The organism is Acidimicrobiales bacterium (genome assembly GCA_040219085.1).
In the GTDB taxonomy this organism is placed as follows: domain Bacteria; phylum Actinomycetota; class Acidimicrobiia; order Acidimicrobiales; family JAVJTC01; genus JAVJTC01.
This window is the reverse complement of the sequence record JAVJTC010000035.1, coordinates 32064-48424: the sequence shown is the minus strand read 5'-3', so window position 1 is coordinate 48424 and position 16361 is coordinate 32064. Positions and strand designations below refer to the sequence as shown.

The window sequence follows — 16361 nt, the reverse complement described above, 5'->3', positions numbered from 1 at the left end:
TTCGGCTGTGTTGTCGCCGCCTTCGGCGGACCGTCCCGTCGGGGGTTGTGTGGGGCCGGCTGTGTTGTCGCCGCCTTCGGCTGTGTTGTCGCCGCCTTCGGCGGACCGTCCCGTCGGGGGTTGTGTGGGGCCGGCTGTGTTGTCGCCGCCTTCGGCGGGGTCGGTCGGCAGCGACACCTCGTTCTCCGCGAGATCGCGCAGTTCGCCGACGGTGATCTCGTCGTCGGCGAACTGGTGGAGTCGGTGCAGCCACTGGTTGCGGTAGTCGATGTAGGTGACGTGCTGGCTCTCGGCCGTGCGGTAGTCGGCGCGCTGTACGGCGTAGATCGTCGATTCGGCGGCGACCCGCATGGCCGACAGTTCCGCCCGCATCCGTGGCGACGGATGCGAGGTGACGGCGTTCTTCATCGCGGGGGTCAGTTCGGTTCGACGGGCGGCCATCGGCTCGGTGCGATCGACGAGTAGCCCGGACCGGCTGAGCATCTCGAGCATGTGCTCGTGGGCTTCGATCCAGCGAACGATGGTCGGGCCGTGGGTCGCATGCCATTCCCGCAGCGCCTCGACATCGATACGCCCCGAGCCGGTGCTCGTGGCGGCCGGTTCAGCCGGCGGGAAATCCCAGCCCCGCGGACGCTCGCGCGTCAGGCGCGCGACGACGACCATCAACATGATGCATGCCGCGACGATGACTGCGGGGATCACGTAGTCGGGCTGGGGAATGTCCACTGGTTTGCGCTCCCGGCGGTCGCCGCCGGCCTCGCGCCGACAGTATCGGGCAACCTGTCGATCTCAGTGGACCGTCCGGCCAGCGCAGACGGAACCCGCCTCGGGGCCGTCGTTGCCGCGCAGCTCTCGAAGCGGGGAGACGAGACATACCGTCTTCATGGGGGGTTCTGCGATTCCCCCGTCGCTGGTTTGCACTTCACGGAACCGGTCGGCCAGACTGACCCGTAGTCTCGGAGAGCGACCAGGGGGGACAGTCGCTTTCTGCGGTCGGGCGGTTTCAGTGCGGCCGGTACCCGCATGGGGGTTCGGGTATCGGCCGCACCCGCCTGATCCGTCGTCGGCTCAACTCGCGGCCTGCCGGGCCCGAATCTCCGGCACCTTGACGTGGTACGTCGGTGCTTCGATCACCGCGGCCGGGTCGCCGCAGGACCAACACGGATCGCCCGAAGCTCCGCGCCACGTGACGTCACAACGTGAACACGACATCGTCGTCGCCGTCGAGTGGATTCGCCCCACGCGGCAACACTAGGAATCGGGCTCTCACCAGCGGTGGATGCCGTTGCGGAACCGCCGCGCCGAGGACGGCCGGAGTCACTCGGCGCCGATGAAGCCCCGGTAGACCTGCAGCAGCGCCTGCTTCTGTTGAGAGGTGAGCCGTGGGTCCGCCCGGATGACCGCCTCGGTATCGGGTGCCGAAGAGTCGTCGTCGTCGTCTGCGTCGATGCCGGCGGCATGGGTGAGAAGTACCTCGGCCTGGACGTCGAGAGCGTTGGCGATCGACTTGATGACGCGTACTGACGGGACGTGGATGCCGCGTTCGATCTGGCTGAGGTAGGGGTTGGACACGCCGGCCATGTCGGCGAGTTGGCGCAGCGTCAGATTGGCGAGCTTGCGTTGACCGCGCAGGTACTCACCGAAGCGGTCGTCCGGGTTGGCCCCGGGCTCGGCGTCGGCGCCGACGCGGTTCTCGCTCATGTCAGGCGTACTCGTAGAAGCCCTGACCGCTCTTGCGGCCGAGGTGTCCTGCGGCGACCATGCGGCGCAGCAGCGGCGGCGGCGCGTAGAGCGGCTCCTTGAACTCCTCGTAGAGCACCTCGGCGACGGCCATGACGGTGTCGAGGCCGATGAGGTCCGACAGCTCGAGGGGACCCATCGGGTGGGCGCAGCCGTACTTCATGCCGGCGTCGATGTCGGGCCGGGCGATCAGGCCCGAATCGGCCATCGTGATGGCAGAGAGGAGGTAGGGGATCAGGAGTCGGTTGACGACGAACCCGGCGCGGTCGCGACACCGGATGACGTGCTTGCCGAGTACGTCCTCGGAGAAAGACTGGACGCTGTCGATGATGTCGGGGGAGGTCCGTAGTGAGCTGACCAGTTCGACGAGGGGCTGGACCGGCGCAGGGTTGAAGAAGTGCATTCCGAGGACACGGTCAGGCCGCTCGGTGGCCGACGAGATCGTGATGATCGGGATCGACGACGTGTTCGTGGCGAGGATCGTGTGCTCGGGGGTCACCTTGTCGAGTCGACCGAAGACCGAGAGCTTCTCGTCCTCGGACTCGATCACGGCCTCGATGACGAGGTCGCGGTCGCCGAGGTCACCCATGTCGACGGTGAAGCCGAGGTTTCCGACGGCCTCGTCGCGCTCCTCGGCGGTGATCCGTTCACGGGAGAGGGAGCTGTCGAGAGACTTCACGATCCTCTCGCGGGCGTACTCGGCGTAGTCGGGCTGGACCTCGACCACGATGGTGTCCAGGCCGGACCGGGCGCAGACCTCTGCGATGCCCGATCCCATCGTGCCTCCCCCGATGATTGCGACTCGGCTGATGGTCATTCGCTTGCTCACTCCCTTGTGTGCGTCGTGTCCGTCAGCCCTGTCCCACTCCAGGACCACGAAGCGCCTGCGAAGTTTGTCTCGCAGGCGCTTGAGAACCTATCTGATACGTGTCCGCCCGGGAAACCCGGGCGGACACGATGTCATCTGATCGGAAACCTGCGGTTAGGCAGGTCGGCCTCAGGAGTCGCTGTCAGCGGTCTCCAGGAGGGGGGCCCAGGTGTCGGCGAGGGCCTTCATGAACGAGTGCTGGTTCTCGAGGAGCTTGCCGGCGAACTCGAACGGGGCGTCGACGAACTCCGAGGGGAGCTGCTCGATGCCGGGAACCGCGGGGATCTGCAGGCCGGCGGGGTTCATGTTCTGCGCGGCGTCGGCGAGGTTCTTGGCCCCGGCGAGCATGGTGTCCTGGCTGATCTTCACGAGCTGGAGGACCTGGTCCTGGACGGTGGTGCTGATTTCGTTGATGTTGTTCATTATTCGTCTCCGTGGGGGGGCATGTCGGATGGGGGTTGGCGGTGATCTGCACTGGGCCTGCTGAAGAGCCCCGGACGGGACCGCTAGCCCCATCCAGCACGTGCTAGATATACCTAGCATACGGGTGTCTGCTTGGAATGTCAAGCAGGAATTCGGCTGGTGGCCCGTTCCAGGAGGCGGCGGATCCTCGGCGCCAACCACCGGGGCCGACGGTGTGCCAGATCGTGCAGGCCGTCGGGACGGAGCTGTAGCTCGGCGCCGGGGAGCGCCGAGGCGAGCACGAACGCGTTGGCCACGGGCACGATCTGGTCGAGCCAGCCGTGGGCGACGAGTGCCGGCACATCGAGGGTGTGGAGCCACGGCAGGCTGGTCCACCGCATCACGGCCACGGACCGGGCCGCCACGTGGGCCGCGTGGTGTGTCGCTCCTGTGGGGAGGGTCCTGACGTGGCGCATGAACTCGAGCCCGGCGACTTCAGCCGCGCCCCACACCGTGGGAGGCCAGCTGCCCGCCCCGGTCGAACTCGAGATGAGAGCGAGGCCGACGAGACGGTCGGGGTGACGGCGGCCGAACTCCTGGGCCACGAGGCCGCCGAAGGACCAGCCGGCGAGAACGCCGCGCTCGATCCCGGCCTCGTCCATGGTCGCGGCGACCGCGTCGGCGTGCATGCGGATGGTCGGGACCTCGCCAGCGAGGTCGGGGAGTTCGAATCGGAGGGTGGACACGTCGGATCCGAGTTCCTCGACGAGGCGGTCCCAGCTCCGCTGCGACGCGCCGAGCCCGTTGACGAGGATCAGGGGCGGACCCGCGGCGGGTCCGGCGGTCTCGCGGAACTCGAAGGCCCTTGCGGCGTTCACGACTTGGCGAGAACGTAGGTCCCCGGTGCATCGCACAGAGCCGGGAATTCCTCGGTGCCGAGTTCGGTGGGGGCGGGGATCATGTCCCCGGCGCGCTCGCCGATCCAGACCGCCCAGTCCTCCCACCAGGTGCTCTCGACGAGTTCGGCTCCGTCGAGCCACTTGTCAGGATCCGCCGGCAGGTCCTCGTTCACCCAGTGCTTGGCCTTGGGGCTCGGCGGGTTGACGATGCCGGCGATGTGGCCCGAAGTGGACAGCACGAACCGGTTCTTCCCGCCGAATCGCTGGGTTGCTACGTAGGCCGAGGTCCAGGGGACGATGTGGTCGCCGACCGTCGCCAGCACGTAGACGTCGTTCTTGACCTTGGACAGGTCCAGCGTGCGTCCATCCACGACCATGCGGGCGTTCGACAGGTCGTTGTTCATGTAGCACTGGCGGAGGTACTCGCTGTGCATCTTCGCCGGCATGCGTGTCGAGTCGTCGTTCCACGCGAGGAGATCGAAGGCGGGCGGCTCCTCGCCCATGAGCCAGTTGTTGACCACGTAGTTGAAGACGAGATCGTTGGCCCGCAACAGGTCGAACGTGCGGGCCATGTCCTTGGCCTCGAGGTAGCCCTTGTCGCGCATCGTCTCCTCGAGCATCTCCACAGTGCCGTCGTCGGTGAACGCGCCGAGGACACCGGGTTCCTCGAAGTCGAGGAGCGAGACGATCTGGCTCGCACAGTTGATCGACCGGTTCCTGCGTCCGGCCTCGTAGGCGAGAGCCATGGCCGTGAGGGTGCCGCCGAGGCAGACGCTGGCCGTGTTCACCTTCTTGGCGCCGGTGATCGAACGGATCGCGTCGATGGCGGCCCGGGTCCCCTGGTGCATGTAGTCGGCGAAGGACATGTCGCGCATGGACGCGTCGGGGTTGCGGTAGCTGATCGCGAAGGTGCGATGGCCGTGCTGGATCGCCCACTCCGCCAGGCTCTTACCGGGAGCGAGGTCCATGATGTAGAACTTGTTGATCCACGGCGGCGACAGAAGCAGCGGGATCTCGTAGACCTCTTCGGTCTGGGGTGCGTACTCGATCAGCTCGATGAGGTCGTTCCGGAACACGACCTTTCCGGGGGTGGCCGCCATGTCGACCCCGACGGTGAACTCCGATGCGTCCACCTTGCGGGGCCAGCCCTGGTTCTGGACGAGGTCCCGCAGGAACGTGGCGAAGCCCTTCGCGAGGCTCGCCCCGTTGGTCTCCTTCGCCTTGCGCAGGGCGGCCGGGTTGCCGAGCAGGGTGTTGGTGGGGGAGAGGGCGTCGACGAGCAACTGGGCGGCGAAACGGGCCTTGCGTTCCGAGGGCTTGTCGTCGAAGTCGGCGGCGTCGACGACCTTGTTCATGAGTTCCTCACCCAGCAGGTACAGCTGGAGGAGTGCGAAGTAGCCCGGGTTCTTCTCCCATGCCTCGTCGCTGAAACGGCGGTCGCCGCGTTCGGGCTGCCGGGGGGGTTCGGTGTCGCCGGTGACGAGCAGGTTGGCGGCGGACATTCCGGTACGCACCCACCCCGATGCGGTGGTGGCCGCGAGGTCGACCACGGCGCGGGGCTTACGCGCGGCGCTCGTGGTGGTCTCGGCGAGGCTCTTCGCGAATGACAGAGGATCGAGCTGTCGTAGGAAGGGGGAGAGCGGATTCTGGCTGGCCATGGGAACGTCGAGCCTTTCGGGGGGATCGCTGGAGATCCTAGCGGATCAGTTTGGGATGCCAAGCAGACGGTGGCGCGGGGGTCTCGGCTGGGTAGCGTCGGCGACCCGAACGAGGAGGATCAATGTCGATCGAGTGTCCCCAGCCCGACGGGTCGAGCCCGCGTACAACCAAGTTCTCCGGCGAGCCGCCGATGTGCATCGACCCGGCGAAGACGTACACCGCCTCGATGGCGACGTCACTGGGCACCCTCGAGATCGCACTGGACGCCCAGCGCGCGCCGAAGACCGTGAACAACTTCGTGTTCCTCGCTCGCTACCACTACTACGACGGTCTCAACTTCCACCGCATCATCGACGGATTCGTGTGCCAGGGCGGATGCCCCGAGGGCAGCGGACGGGGTGGCCCCGGCTACCGGTTCGCAGACGAACTCCCTGCCGCCGGCGAGTACGAGATCGGCTCGCTTGCCATGGCCAATGCCGGTCCCGACACCAACGGGAGCCAGTTCTTCCTCATCAGCGGTCCCTCGGGAGCGAACCTTCCGCCCCAGTACGCGCTGTTCGGAAAGGTCACTGAGGGTCTCGACATCGTCGAGCGTATGCAGAAGGTCGAGACCGGCCCGGGTGATCGTCCCCGCGAGGACGTGCTGATCGACTCGGTGACGATCACCGAGTCCTGAGGTTGGCGGCTCAGCCGCCGCCGGTCGTGTCGGCGGTGGTGTCATCGGTCGCCGTATCGGTGGTGGTCTCGCCCTCGGGCGGCGGGATGATCAGTTCCTGACCGACGCTGATGAAGTTGGGGTCGTCGAGATTGTTCGCCTCGGCGATCGCTTCGATCGACACGCCGAACTGCGCGGCGATCGTCCCCATCACGTCTCCCGCCTGGACCACGTAGGTCAGCGGCTGACCGGGTACGCGGGTCGGTTCCGCCGCGACGGTGGTGGTCGTGACCGCCAGCGTCGTGGAGGTGGTCACCCCGGGTTGAACCAGAGTGGTCGTGGTAGCGGAGTCATCCGGTCGATCCGACGACGTCGTGTCGTCGTCGTCACCACCGAAACAGGCCGTGGCGACGAGGCTCATCGCCATCATCGCCGCGAGGATCATCGCCCAACGTCGCATCGCGTCCTTCACCCCCGGTTCGCAGAACAACAAGTCTACGCACTCGGCGCCCCGCGGTCAGGAAACGCATGCCGACAGTCGGCTGATCACGCCACGGCGGCATCAGCGGGAAGCCGCCGCCAGCCTGTCGACGGCTTCGTCGACGTCGACGAAGCGGGTGTAGAGCGGCGCCGGGGCGAGGCGGATGACGTCGGGTGTGCGGAAATCCCCGATCACGCTGTACTCGTCCATCAGCCGCGCGCAGATGGACTCGGCGTCGCGGTGACGCAGCGCGACGTGACTGCCCCGGCGTTCGGCGGCGCGTGGTGACGCCACGGTGAAGCCGAGGTCTGCGAGGTGCTCGTCGGCGAGGTCTACCAGCCGGGAGGTGAGTGCCATGCCCTTGGCCCGCAGGCGGTCCATCCCGGCCTCCTCGACCACCTCGAGCGCCGCGGAGAGGCCGAGCAGTTGGATCATGGGGGGCGTCCCGACGAGGAAACGGCCGATGTCGGGCCGGGGGTCGTAGGTCGGTCCCATCTCGAAGAGGTCCTGTTGTCCGTACCAGCCGTGGACGGGCTGTTGCAGCGAGTCGACGAGCCCGCTGCGTACATGGAGGAACGCGGGCGACCCCGGGCCCCCGTTGAGGTACTTGTAGGAGCAGCCGACAGCCATGTCCACGCCGGTCGCGGCGAGATCGGCCGGGACGGATGCCACGGAGTGGCTCAGGTCCCACAGCACGAGCGCGCCTGCCTCGTGGGCTGCCGCTGTGATTGCGGCGATGTCTGCCGCGGCGCCGGTGCGGTACGCGACATGGCTGAACGAGACCAGGGCGACGTCGTCGTCGAGGACCGTTTCCAACGAGGCAACCGTGGGCTCCTCGAGGGGCCCGCTGTCGATCTCGACGAGGCGACCTCCGTGGTCCCGGGCGACGCCGTCGAGTACGTAGCGATCGGTGGGGAAGTTGGCGGCGTCGGTGACGATGGTGGAGCGGCCGCGGTCGTGGCCCATGGCGGCGACGGCGAGCTTGTAGAGGTTCACCGATGTCGAATCCGAAGCGATGACCTCACCTGGCCGTGCCCCGAGGACCGACGACGCGACACGGTCGCCCACGTCCTCGGCGACCCCCCACCAATGGTCCCAGGACCGGATGAGTCCCCGGCCCCAGTCGTCGTGGACCGCCCGCCTGATGGCCTCGGCGGCGCGGTGGGGGAGCCGGCCCAGCGAGTTGCCGTCCATGTAGATCTCCTCGGCCTCCGCCACGAGGAACTCGTTGCGGAACGCTGCGAGGGGATCCCGGGCGTCGAGTTCGGCAGCGGTGAGACCGGACGGGTAGGCCTCGCTCACGGGGACGCCATCCGGGTATGCCACGGAGATCCGGGTGAACTCAACCGGCGTCGGAGCGGCGACCTGAGGGATGACGGCGCCGGGTGCCCTCGGTGACCCTGGCCGTTCCGTCGGGGCCGAGCCCGCCGCCGGTCAGCAGCGGGCGCCGCAGCCGTGCGAGTGAGTCGCTGTCCTCGGTGAAGCGGTCCAGGGCCGCGAGCCGATCCAGCAGCGTCCAGAGTGTCTCGGCGACGCTGCCCGGTACAGCTGCGCCCCGCACGGTGCACCAGTTGACGACCCCGTGCCACAGGAGTTCGAAGACGTCCGCCTCCGTGAACCGGTCCATGCCGCCGCCCATCTCGGTCTTGCAGGCGATGATGGCGCTCAGGGCATCGGCATCTGCAGGCCGCGCCGTGGCCAGGGCCCACGCCAACGTCTCGCGTCGAAACGCAGCCATCGTTCCCGGGAGTTCTGCGACGGCACGGGCCCTGGGTCGGACCGCGTCCTCGGTCTGCGGGAGCGGATCGTCCTGCGCTTCCGCGGTGAACGGGACGAGGCTGAGGTGGGTGGGGCGAGCGGTGCGGGGGGCTCGGGAGCTCATGTTCGAGAGTATGAGCACGACGTGTGACAGCGACGGGGGATACCCCTGGCACCGGAACGAACACCCTGGTCAGCCGGTTGCGGCCTCGACGATCTCGGCTCGGGTGCTCGCGTCCATCGTCCACGCGGTGGCTGCTGCGGCGTTCGCCGCGACCTGATCCGGTCGCGTCGCCCCGGCGATGACCGAGGCAACGGTCGGATGTGAGACCAGCCACGACAGCGCCAGCTCCAGGATCGTGTGGTCGTTGTCGGCGGCGTAGGACTCGAGCCGTTGCACCGCGGCGAGTCGGTCGTCGTTGAGGAAGCGTTCGCGTTGTGCGCCCTGCCACACGTCGAGGCGGGTGCCTTCGGGCGGTTCGGTGGACGTGTACTTGCCAGTCAACAGTCCCGACTCGAGGGGAAAGAAGGGGACGAAGGCCATCTCGAGGCGTTCGCACGCCGGCAGGACCGCCTCGTCGGGGGTGCGCGTCAGCACGCTGTAGTGGTTCTGGACCGAGGCGAACGGGGCGAGCGACTTCTCGTTCGCCGCCGTGGCGGCCTCGTCGAGCTTGTCGGCATCGAAGTTCGAGCAGCCGATCTCGCGGATCTTGCCCTCGGCCTTCAGCTCCGCGAGGGCGCCGAGAGTCTCGGCCACGGGGGTGTGGCGGTCCGGCTGGTGGAGTTGGTAGTGGTCGATCGTCTCGACCCCGAGGCGTCGCAGGCTGGCCTCCAGCGAGGAACGGATCCAGGCCGGGTCGCCACCGCGGCCGTCGGGGGGGTCACCTGCGCGGTGGCCGAACTTCGTCGCGATGACCACCTCGTCGCGGTGGCCCCGCAGCGCTCCACCCAACCACTCCTCGGAATGGGTGTCGCCGTAGATGTCGGCGGTGTCGAAATAGGTGATGCCGGCGTCGAGTGCCGCACGTACCACGCTGTGAGAGCGCTCCTCGTCGATCGTCATCCCGAAGTTGTTGCAGCCCAGCCCCACGACCGAGACGCTCAACTCGCCGATGCTTCGTTGTTCCATGGTGTCTGTCTCCCCGATGGTCTCTGAGCCGGTGCGATCTCACGGGCGGGTGGGTGTCGGGAACCCGCCTCAGCGGCGGCGCCTGACCTCTTCGTACACGTCCGGTTCGAACGACCCCGCCAGTCTTCCGTGCGAGACGACCGTCACCTCGTCGACGGTCACTGTCGCCGACCGTAGACGCACCTCCACGGCGGTGTCGTCGTCGAGGCCGAACGCGATGGTCACGACGCCGTTGCGCACGTCGGCATCGGGTCGTGTGAGCGCCGGCGCCAGCAGCACGTCCGGATCGAGGGGCGCAGTGGGGTGCATGCCGATTCGCACCGAGCGGAGTCGGTAGACGCCGTCGCCGCCGAGATGGTCGCTGCGCGCTCTCACCGTCTCGAACAGCGCGCGGATCAGGGCGGCGTCGTCGGATCCCGTGATCTCGCAGACGTGACCGGCTTCGACCAGCACCGCGGCCGGCGCGATCACGTGGCGGTTCGCCGGAGCGACGACGTCGCCGGCCATGACGGCGACGGCACCGGCGCAGTCGTCGTCGACCGGATCCACGCGCACCAGCCCGCCCGGCCATTGTGCCGTCGGGGTCTCCGCTGTGGTCGCGCCCCAGGTTCCGCTCACTTCGGCGTCGCGGAGGTCGAACGACAGCATCGTCGGTCCGGTCGTCACGACCGACATGGACGAGGCCTCGCGCAAGGCGTCCATGGCCGCATGCACGCGCCGCTCGATCCCCGGGTGGGCGACGAACGTGGCCAGATCGGAGGCCTCGCGTGCCCCGATCCGCAGGACGTGACCGCCGTCGGCGATCAGGCGGCTCGACCCGCCCCGGGGGTCGGGGGGCTTCGCTGTCAGGTCGACGACGAGGTCGACCGACGAACCCGCCGCGATGACGGCGTCCTCGCCGAACGCGTCGCCGTGAGCGGGGACCTCCACGAGGATCGGGCGGGCGCCGGCACGGTGTGCGGCGAGCCGTGTCGCCGCAACGGTGGCGGTCGGCGTCGAAGGGTCGTGCAGGATCACGCACGAGCCGCCGCGGCCGACCCCGCAGAGGTCGAGTGCCCGGGTCAAGGAGTCGATGAGGTCCCAGTCGCTGATGGGGCACAGTATCCCCCGGCGGCGGGGCGGCCCGGGGTAGCGTCGGATCCCATGACGATGGTTTGCTCGCGTGTGAACTGCGGCGAGAGGGCCACCGCCCTGCTTCTGTACGACCCCCGTGGGGCGGAGGCGTGGCTGCGTGACCGCGACCCGATCGGCGACCGCAGTCAGGGGATCATCCTGTGCGGCGGTCATGCGGACCGTGCGACGGTCCCCGTCGGCTGGACGTTGACGGACGAACGTTCGCCTGTCTACTCGGGGATCTCCGCGCCTCTCGTCGACGTCTCGGACCATTCGGCCGACGATCGTCCCGACGTCGTCTCCGGTGCGGCCGGCGCCACGGTCGATGTCACCGACCACGCCGAGGTCGGTGCCACTGTGGATGCGATCGAACCGGTCGAGGGCCTGGAGGAGGTGCCGCCCGTCGACGACGTCGTCGGCTCCGCGCCGGCTGACGACGGTGACGCGGCGGCCGACGACAGTGGGCCCGACGCCGACGTCCTCACGCTCTGGGCGGACCAACCGGCGGACTCCGAGGAGGCCGAAGAGGCCCATGACGGATCCGGTCCCCAGTCGCCGCTCCTCGCCCGCGCCTTCCGCGCTGCGCACAGGCAGTAGCCGCGGGCTCCGGCAGCGGCCCGGGCCGTCGCGCCCTGCTGTTTCGACATTGCCGGTAGCGCACAGCCCCTGCCGTGGGTTGCGGGAGTCCGGGTGCCACCATGGCACGGTGAGTTCCGGCCGGATTGTTGCATCCCCGGGTGACCCCTCGTGACCCGCTCTGCCCGTGTTGCCGTCGCAGCCGTCGTCGCCGTCCTCGTGGTCGTGGTGGTCGTCGCGGTGGACGCGGAGCGCACAGCGGATCCCGACTCCTCCGGTGTCGCTCTGGGGGGAGCCGCAGGCGACCTGGGGACCGTGGCGTCGACCACGACGACGGTCCCCGTGACAACCACAACGGTTCCGGCGACGACCACGACCACCGAACCGCCCTACGACGGCTGGGTCGACCCGGCCTCGTCCGGCGAGCCCTGGAGCGAAACGGTCGAGGGCATCTTGACCTTCCGTGGGTCGCCGACCCGCAGCTACTACGGATCGGGCCCCGTCCCGACGAACCCGTCGGTCGCGTGGTCCTTCCCCGGCGGGTCGATGTGTTCGCTGTCATCGGTCGGGTCGGAGACCACCCAGTGGTGTGGCACCGGCTGGACGGGTCAGCCGTCCGTGTTCGAACGCGACGGCCGGACGTGGGTGGTCTTCGGCGCCTACGACCGCAACGTCCACTTCGTCGACGGCGACACCGGGGAGCGGATCATCCCGGACTTCCCCACCGGCGACATCATCAAGGGTTCGGTGACGATCGACCCCGACGGCTTCCCGATCGTCTACTTCGGCTCGCGGGACAACTTCCTGCGCGCCGTCTCCTTCGACGGCCCCGAGCCCGTCGAGTTGTGGAGCCTCGACGCCCGGTCGATCTCGCCGCGCCTGTGGAACGACGACTGGGACGGATCCCCGATGGTCATCGACGACTACCTCTTCGAGGGTGGCGAGAACTCGAACATCCACATCGTGAAGCTCAACCGGGGATACGACGCCGACGGACGGGTGACCGTCGCCCCCGAGCTCGTCTTCGTCGCGCCGGGCTGGGACGACGAGCTGCTCGCCGCATTCGGTTCCAACAACGTGTCCATCGAGAACTCGGTGATGATCAGCGGGAACACGCTGTACTTCGCCAACTCCGGTGGACTGCTGCAGGGTTGGGACATCACGGGTCTCGCGGAAGGTGCCACCCCCGAGCGCGTCTTCCGCTTCTGGCTGGGTGACGACACCGACGCCTCGATCGTCGGCGACGACGAGGGCTTCCTCTACGCGGGCATCGAGTATGAGAAGGGCAACGCACGCTCGGCCGAAGTCGGCCAGATCGTCAAGATCGACCCGTCGAACCCGGACGACCCGATCGTGTGGTCGATCGCCGACCGTGGCACCCTGCCCGCCGGGGTCTGGGCTACACCGGCCATCTACGCGGACATGGTCTACGCCTCCACCGACGGCGGGCGGTTCCTCGGCATCGACCGGGCCACCGGGGAGATCCGCTGGGAGAAGCGGCTACCCGGGCCGTTGTGGTCGAGCCAGGTGGTCGTGGACGACGTCCTCATCCAGGGCGACTGCACGGGGATCCTCCACGCCTACGACGTGTCCGACACGACGATCGAACCGCCCGAGCTGTGGACCGTGGACCTCGGCGGCGGCTGCATCGAATCCACTCCCGCCGTCTGGGACGGTGCCATCTACGTCGGAACCCGCGGCGGGCAGTTCCACAAGATCGCCGATCCCTGACGGCCGGGCCTTTCGCCTGCTCGAGGCCACCACTTGCACAACTCGTCTGGACAGCTCTCCACCGCGATCCTACAGCTCTGTTCGCTCTGTATCACCCGTGATACGCTGCGCACATGTCAGAAGTCTCGATCCGGGAACTCCGCAACCACGGCGGCGACGTCGTCGACCGGGCAGCCAAGGGCGAACGGCTCACGATCACCCGGTCCGGCAAGCCGGTCGCCGAGCTGCGACCGCTCGGCCGCGAACCGATGTCACTCGACGCAATCCTTGCCCGCCGGCGGCAACTTCCGGCCGTAGACCCCGACCAGCTCCGGCGCGACCTCGATCAGGTCCTCGACCCTGGCTTCTGATCGATGGCAAGAGGGATCCTCGACACGAGCACGCTCATCCTGCTCGGACGGATCCAGGACACGGGTCCGCTTCCCGCCGAACCGCTGATCACGGCGATCACGCTGGCCGAGCTTTCGGTGGGCCCGCTGGTGGCAACCACCGACGATGAACGGGCCGCCCGGCAAGCGCACGTCCAACAGGCCGAGGCCGATTTCGAACCGTTGCCGTTCGACGCTGATGCTGCTCGAAGCTTCGGTCGGGTCGCGGCCGGTCTGCGGACGCCAGGCCGCATACCAGCGGTTCGTGCGTACGACGCCATGATCGCCGCCATCGCCGTCTCCAACGACCTCCCGCTTCACACCTGCAACCCCCGGGACTTCACCGGGATCGACGAGCTCACGGTGGTCGCCGTGCCTCACCCAGACCGCTGACGTGCCTGTGGGCCGCACCGCGTTGTATCCCTTTCGCCCCCCGGTTCGTCTACCTGGTGAGCGGGGTCGAGAGGGCCCCCGGACGAGGAGAGTCGAGATGGTCAATCAAGCAGGCTGGGAACGGATCGCACGAGTCGCCCTCGGCATCGTCTTGATGATCGTCGGGTTCGCCGTGATCGGCGGGACCGGTGGCATCATCATGGGGATCGTCGGGGTCGTCCCGCTGGCCACGGGTCTGTCGGGCTGGTGCCCGCTGTACTCGCTGTTCGGGTTCCGCACCAACGGCCGGGCACGGACCGCCGCCCACTGAGCGGCGCCGTCGGACCACGACGTGCCCCGGTGCCACGAGGACGGGAGAGCTCACGACGATGACGTTCGCCGAGGCGGATCTGGTCGAGCATCTCGATGCCCTCTACCGCTACGCGCGGGGGTCCACCGGGGACCCCCATACCGCGGCGGACATCGTTCAGGACACGATCGTGCGAGCGATGGAGCGCCGCGACCAGTACCGCGAGGATGCGCCGCTGCATCACTGGTTGATGCGCATCGCTCACAACCTCGTTGTCGACCGGGCACGCCGTTCCAACCGCGAGTTGCTCGTCGAGGACGTGGAGGCGGACTGGCGTGACGATGCCTACACCGTCGCCGCCGACGTCGTTGTCGAACGCGCGTCCACCGTCGACGAGCTCACCGACGCCCTGGTGCGCCTTCCGTTCATCTACCGGTCGGCCGTCTACCTCCACGACGTGGAGGGGATGCGTGTCGTGGACGTGGCCGAGGTGCACGGCATCTCGCTACCGGCTGCGAAACAGAGATTGCGCCGGGGGAGGATGGCACTCGTCTCGGCCCTCGCCGAGGGGAACGAACGGCGGATGGCCACGAGAGGAGTCCCGATGAGATGTTGGGACGCACGTCGACATGTCAGCGACTACATGAACGGCGACCTCGACCCCGCCGTGGGTCGGACCGTCGAGGAACACCTCGCCGATTGTCCGACCTGCCCGCCGCTGTACGCGGCTCTCGTCGGGGTCAACGCCGAGCTCGGACGGCTCCGCGACCCCGACTCGGTGATCGCACCGGATCTCGAGGCCAGGATCCGTAGCTTCCTCGACGTCTGATCCCCGGAGTAGGGGATCAGCGCAGGCCGTCGACGATCAACCACACGCCGAACGCGACGAATGTCAGCGCCGCCGCGATCCGGATCGTCCTCTCCGGTAGACGGGCGCCGAGCTGTTGGCCCACCACGATCGCGAGGGCATCGGCGGCGACCATCCCCAGTGTCGAGCCCACCCACGTCCCGAACAGCCCGTTGTCAGTGGCCAGGGTGACCGTTGCGAGCATCGTCTTGTCCCCGAGCTCCGCGAGGAAGAAGGCCGTCCCGACGGTGACGAAGACCGACCGGGTGCTCCTTGTCGCGCGTTCCGCCTCGTCGTCGCTGAGTTCGTCGCCACGCAGCGTCCATGCGGCGAACCCGAGGAACGACACTCCGGCTGCGACCGAGATCGCGTCCGTGGGCAGGGCGACGCCGACTGCGGCGCCCACCAGCACGCTGACCAGGTGCACCAGTGCCGTGGCGACGGTGATGGCGGCGAGGATCGTCGTCGCCCGGTAGCGGGCGGCGAACGTCATCGCCATGAGTTGGCTCTTGTCGCCCAGTTCGGCCACGAAGATGATGCCGAAGCTGATCAGAAAGGCTTCCACCGCGCTCCCAGCGATCGCTCGGGATGACGCTACGGCCTGCGGGTCTCCGCGCCCTCACATCTGCGGCGAAGCCTGGTCGCGCCGTTCTCGGCATGGCTCGCTGGGTGTCCGAAGGCGTATGCAGCTAGTCATATTCGCATTACCATCGCGATATGAGCACGAGGAAGCAGAGGTTGACCGTGACAGTCGATCCGGAGCTGGTCGAGGCAGGCCAGGAGGCCGTCGCGTCTGGTGCAGCGGAGTCCGTCAGTGGATGGGTGAGCGCTGCGCTCGAGGACAAGATCCGACTTGATCGCAAGTTGGCCGTCCTCGCAGCCGCCGTCGCCGACTTCGAGAGCGAGTTCGGAGCAATCACCGGCGAGGAGATCGCCGCGCAGACACGCAGCGACCGCGAGAAAGCGACGATCGTCCGCGGTCAGCGTCAGCCCTCCGGGCGTAAGGCGGAGTCAGCGTGACCGTCGTGCTCGACAGCGCGGCGCTGGTCGCGTTGGAACGCAACGAGCGTGCGATGTGGATCCGTCTGAAGGCTGCCCAGATCGGAGGCGACCTGCCCCTCACCCATGCAGGTGTCGTCGGGCAGGTATGGCGTGAGGGGTCGCGTCAGGCCCGCCTGTCCCAGGCGTTGGCGGGCATGGATGTCCGCCCGCTCGACGAGGCCCTGGGACGAGCCGCCGGGCAGCTGTTGGGTGCCGCAGGCCTCGCTGATGTGATCGACGCTGCCGTCGCGTTGCTTGCACAGGACGGAGACGAGATCGTCACCGGGGACCACGACCACCTCGAACGCCTCGTGGCAACCTCAGGGCGGCACGTCGAACTGATCCACCCGTGACCAGCGCCGGCCGGGAGCGATCGGGCCGAACCCGGTGTGGCTCAGAAGGCTCGTTCGGG

Annotated in this window: 21 protein-coding genes; 9 read left to right on the top strand and 12 right to left on the bottom strand. The window is 68.2% G+C overall.

The window, feature by feature from the left end; translation table 11 throughout:
• From RIE08_15610 to RIE08_15585, 6 genes are all read right to left on the bottom strand, one after another.
• Nucleotides 1–726: hypothetical protein (locus RIE08_15610; protein ID MEQ8719036.1), on the bottom strand; the 726-nt coding region annotated here is incomplete at its 3' end.
• Nucleotides 727–1317: 591 nt separating this feature from the next.
• Entirely contained in the window at nucleotides 1318–1701 is a 384-nt protein-coding gene (locus RIE08_15605) for a helix-turn-helix transcriptional regulator (GenBank protein MEQ8719035.1), read from the bottom strand.
• A 1-nt stretch (nucleotide 1702) separates the two neighbouring features.
• On the bottom strand, nucleotides 1703–2557 hold the full coding sequence (locus RIE08_15600) for a 3-hydroxybutyryl-CoA dehydrogenase (GenBank protein ID MEQ8719034.1): 855 nt from the start codon (nucleotides 2555–2557) through the stop codon (nucleotides 1703–1705).
• A gap of 180 nt (nucleotides 2558–2737) precedes the next feature.
• Entirely contained in the window at nucleotides 2738–3031 is a 294-nt protein-coding gene (locus RIE08_15595) for a hypothetical protein (GenBank protein ID MEQ8719033.1), read from the bottom strand.
• Between the two features lie 140 nt (nucleotides 3032–3171).
• Nucleotides 3172–3888 (bottom strand): alpha/beta hydrolase, encoded by a 717-nt coding sequence (locus RIE08_15590; GenBank protein ID MEQ8719032.1) that lies wholly within the window; start codon nucleotides 3886–3888, stop codon nucleotides 3172–3174.
• Nucleotides 3885–5567 carry an alpha/beta fold hydrolase gene (locus tag RIE08_15585; protein ID MEQ8719031.1) on the bottom strand — a complete coding sequence of 561 codons (1683 nt, stop codon included), beginning with the start codon at nucleotides 5565–5567 and terminating at the stop codon, nucleotides 3885–3887. The genes RIE08_15590 and RIE08_15585 overlap by 4 nt, the downstream gene beginning before the upstream one ends.
• Nucleotides 5568–5758: 191 nt before the next feature.
• Between RIE08_15585 and RIE08_15580 the strand changes: the two genes are divergently transcribed.
• A complete protein-coding gene (locus tag RIE08_15580; GenBank protein ID MEQ8719030.1) occupies nucleotides 5759–6244 on the top strand; it encodes a peptidylprolyl isomerase in 486 nt (161 codons plus the stop codon).
• Nucleotides 6245–6254: 10 nt separating this feature from the next.
• On the opposite strand, the gene RIE08_15575 is transcribed toward RIE08_15580, so the two are convergent.
• The 5 genes from RIE08_15575 to RIE08_15555 form a co-directional block, all read right to left on the bottom strand.
• Entirely contained in the window at nucleotides 6255–6695 is a 441-nt protein-coding gene (locus tag RIE08_15575) for a LysM domain-containing protein (protein MEQ8719029.1), read from the bottom strand.
• A 90-nt stretch (nucleotides 6696–6785) separates the two neighbouring features.
• Nucleotides 6786–8030, bottom strand: coding sequence for a kynureninase (gene kynU, locus RIE08_15570; GenBank protein MEQ8719028.1), 1245 nt, complete (start codon nucleotides 8028–8030; stop codon nucleotides 6786–6788).
• 16 nt (nucleotides 8031–8046) lie between these two features.
• The gene (locus RIE08_15565; protein ID MEQ8719027.1) at nucleotides 8047–8586 is read right to left on the bottom strand and encodes a hypothetical protein; all 540 of its coding nucleotides are present in this window, start codon (nucleotides 8584–8586) and stop codon (nucleotides 8047–8049) included.
• A gap of 69 nt (nucleotides 8587–8655) precedes the next feature.
• Entirely contained in the window at nucleotides 8656–9591 is a 936-nt protein-coding gene (locus tag RIE08_15560; GenBank protein ID MEQ8719026.1) for an aldo/keto reductase, read from the bottom strand.
• A gap of 69 nt (nucleotides 9592–9660) precedes the next feature.
• Nucleotides 9661–10656: a hypothetical protein gene (locus RIE08_15555; GenBank protein MEQ8719025.1), complete on the bottom strand. Its 996-nt coding sequence runs from the start codon at nucleotides 10654–10656 to the stop codon at nucleotides 9661–9663.
• A gap of 78 nt (nucleotides 10657–10734) precedes the next feature.
• On the opposite strand from RIE08_15555, the gene RIE08_15550 reads away from it, so the two are divergent.
• The 6 genes from RIE08_15550 to RIE08_15525 all read left to right on the top strand — a co-directional run bounded on the left by RIE08_15550 (nucleotide 10735) and on the right by RIE08_15525 (nucleotide 14890).
• A complete protein-coding gene (locus tag RIE08_15550; GenBank protein ID MEQ8719024.1) occupies nucleotides 10735–11301 on the top strand; it encodes a hypothetical protein in 567 nt (188 codons plus the stop codon).
• Nucleotides 11302–11451: 150 nt separating this feature from the next.
• Nucleotides 11452–13011, top strand: a complete 1560-nt coding sequence (locus tag RIE08_15545; protein MEQ8719023.1) for a PQQ-binding-like beta-propeller repeat protein — start codon at nucleotides 11452–11454, stop codon at nucleotides 13009–13011.
• Nucleotides 13012–13124: 113 nt separating this feature from the next.
• Nucleotides 13125–13361 (top strand): type II toxin-antitoxin system prevent-host-death family antitoxin, encoded by a 237-nt coding sequence (locus RIE08_15540; protein MEQ8719022.1) that lies wholly within the window; start codon nucleotides 13125–13127, stop codon nucleotides 13359–13361.
• A gap of 3 nt (nucleotides 13362–13364) precedes the next feature.
• Nucleotides 13365–13772, top strand: a complete 408-nt coding sequence (locus RIE08_15535) for a type II toxin-antitoxin system VapC family toxin (protein MEQ8719021.1) — start codon at nucleotides 13365–13367, stop codon at nucleotides 13770–13772.
• 97 nt (nucleotides 13773–13869) lie between these two features.
• Nucleotides 13870–14082: a DUF2892 domain-containing protein gene (locus RIE08_15530; protein ID MEQ8719020.1), complete on the top strand. Its 213-nt coding sequence runs from the start codon at nucleotides 13870–13872 to the stop codon at nucleotides 14080–14082.
• A gap of 58 nt (nucleotides 14083–14140) precedes the next feature.
• Entirely contained in the window at nucleotides 14141–14890 is a 750-nt protein-coding gene (locus RIE08_15525; protein MEQ8719019.1) for a sigma-70 family RNA polymerase sigma factor, read from the top strand.
• Nucleotides 14891–14906: 16 nt separating this feature from the next.
• Here RIE08_15525 and RIE08_15520 read toward each other — a convergent pair whose 3' ends face one another.
• Complete coding sequence (locus RIE08_15520; protein ID MEQ8719018.1) at nucleotides 14907–15473, bottom strand: TMEM165/GDT1 family protein; 567 nt, start codon at nucleotides 15471–15473, stop codon at nucleotides 14907–14909.
• Nucleotides 15474–15625: 152 nt separating this feature from the next.
• On the opposite strand from RIE08_15520, the gene RIE08_15515 reads away from it, so the two are divergent.
• Both RIE08_15515 and RIE08_15510 read left to right on the top strand, forming a co-directional pair.
• On the top strand, nucleotides 15626–15928 hold the full coding sequence (locus RIE08_15515; protein MEQ8719017.1) for a hypothetical protein: 303 nt from the start codon (nucleotides 15626–15628) through the stop codon (nucleotides 15926–15928).
• Entirely contained in the window at nucleotides 15925–16302 is a 378-nt protein-coding gene (locus RIE08_15510; protein MEQ8719016.1) for a hypothetical protein, read from the top strand. Before RIE08_15515 ends, RIE08_15510 begins: the two co-directional genes overlap by 4 nt.
• Nucleotides 16303–16361: the final 59 nt, after the last annotated feature.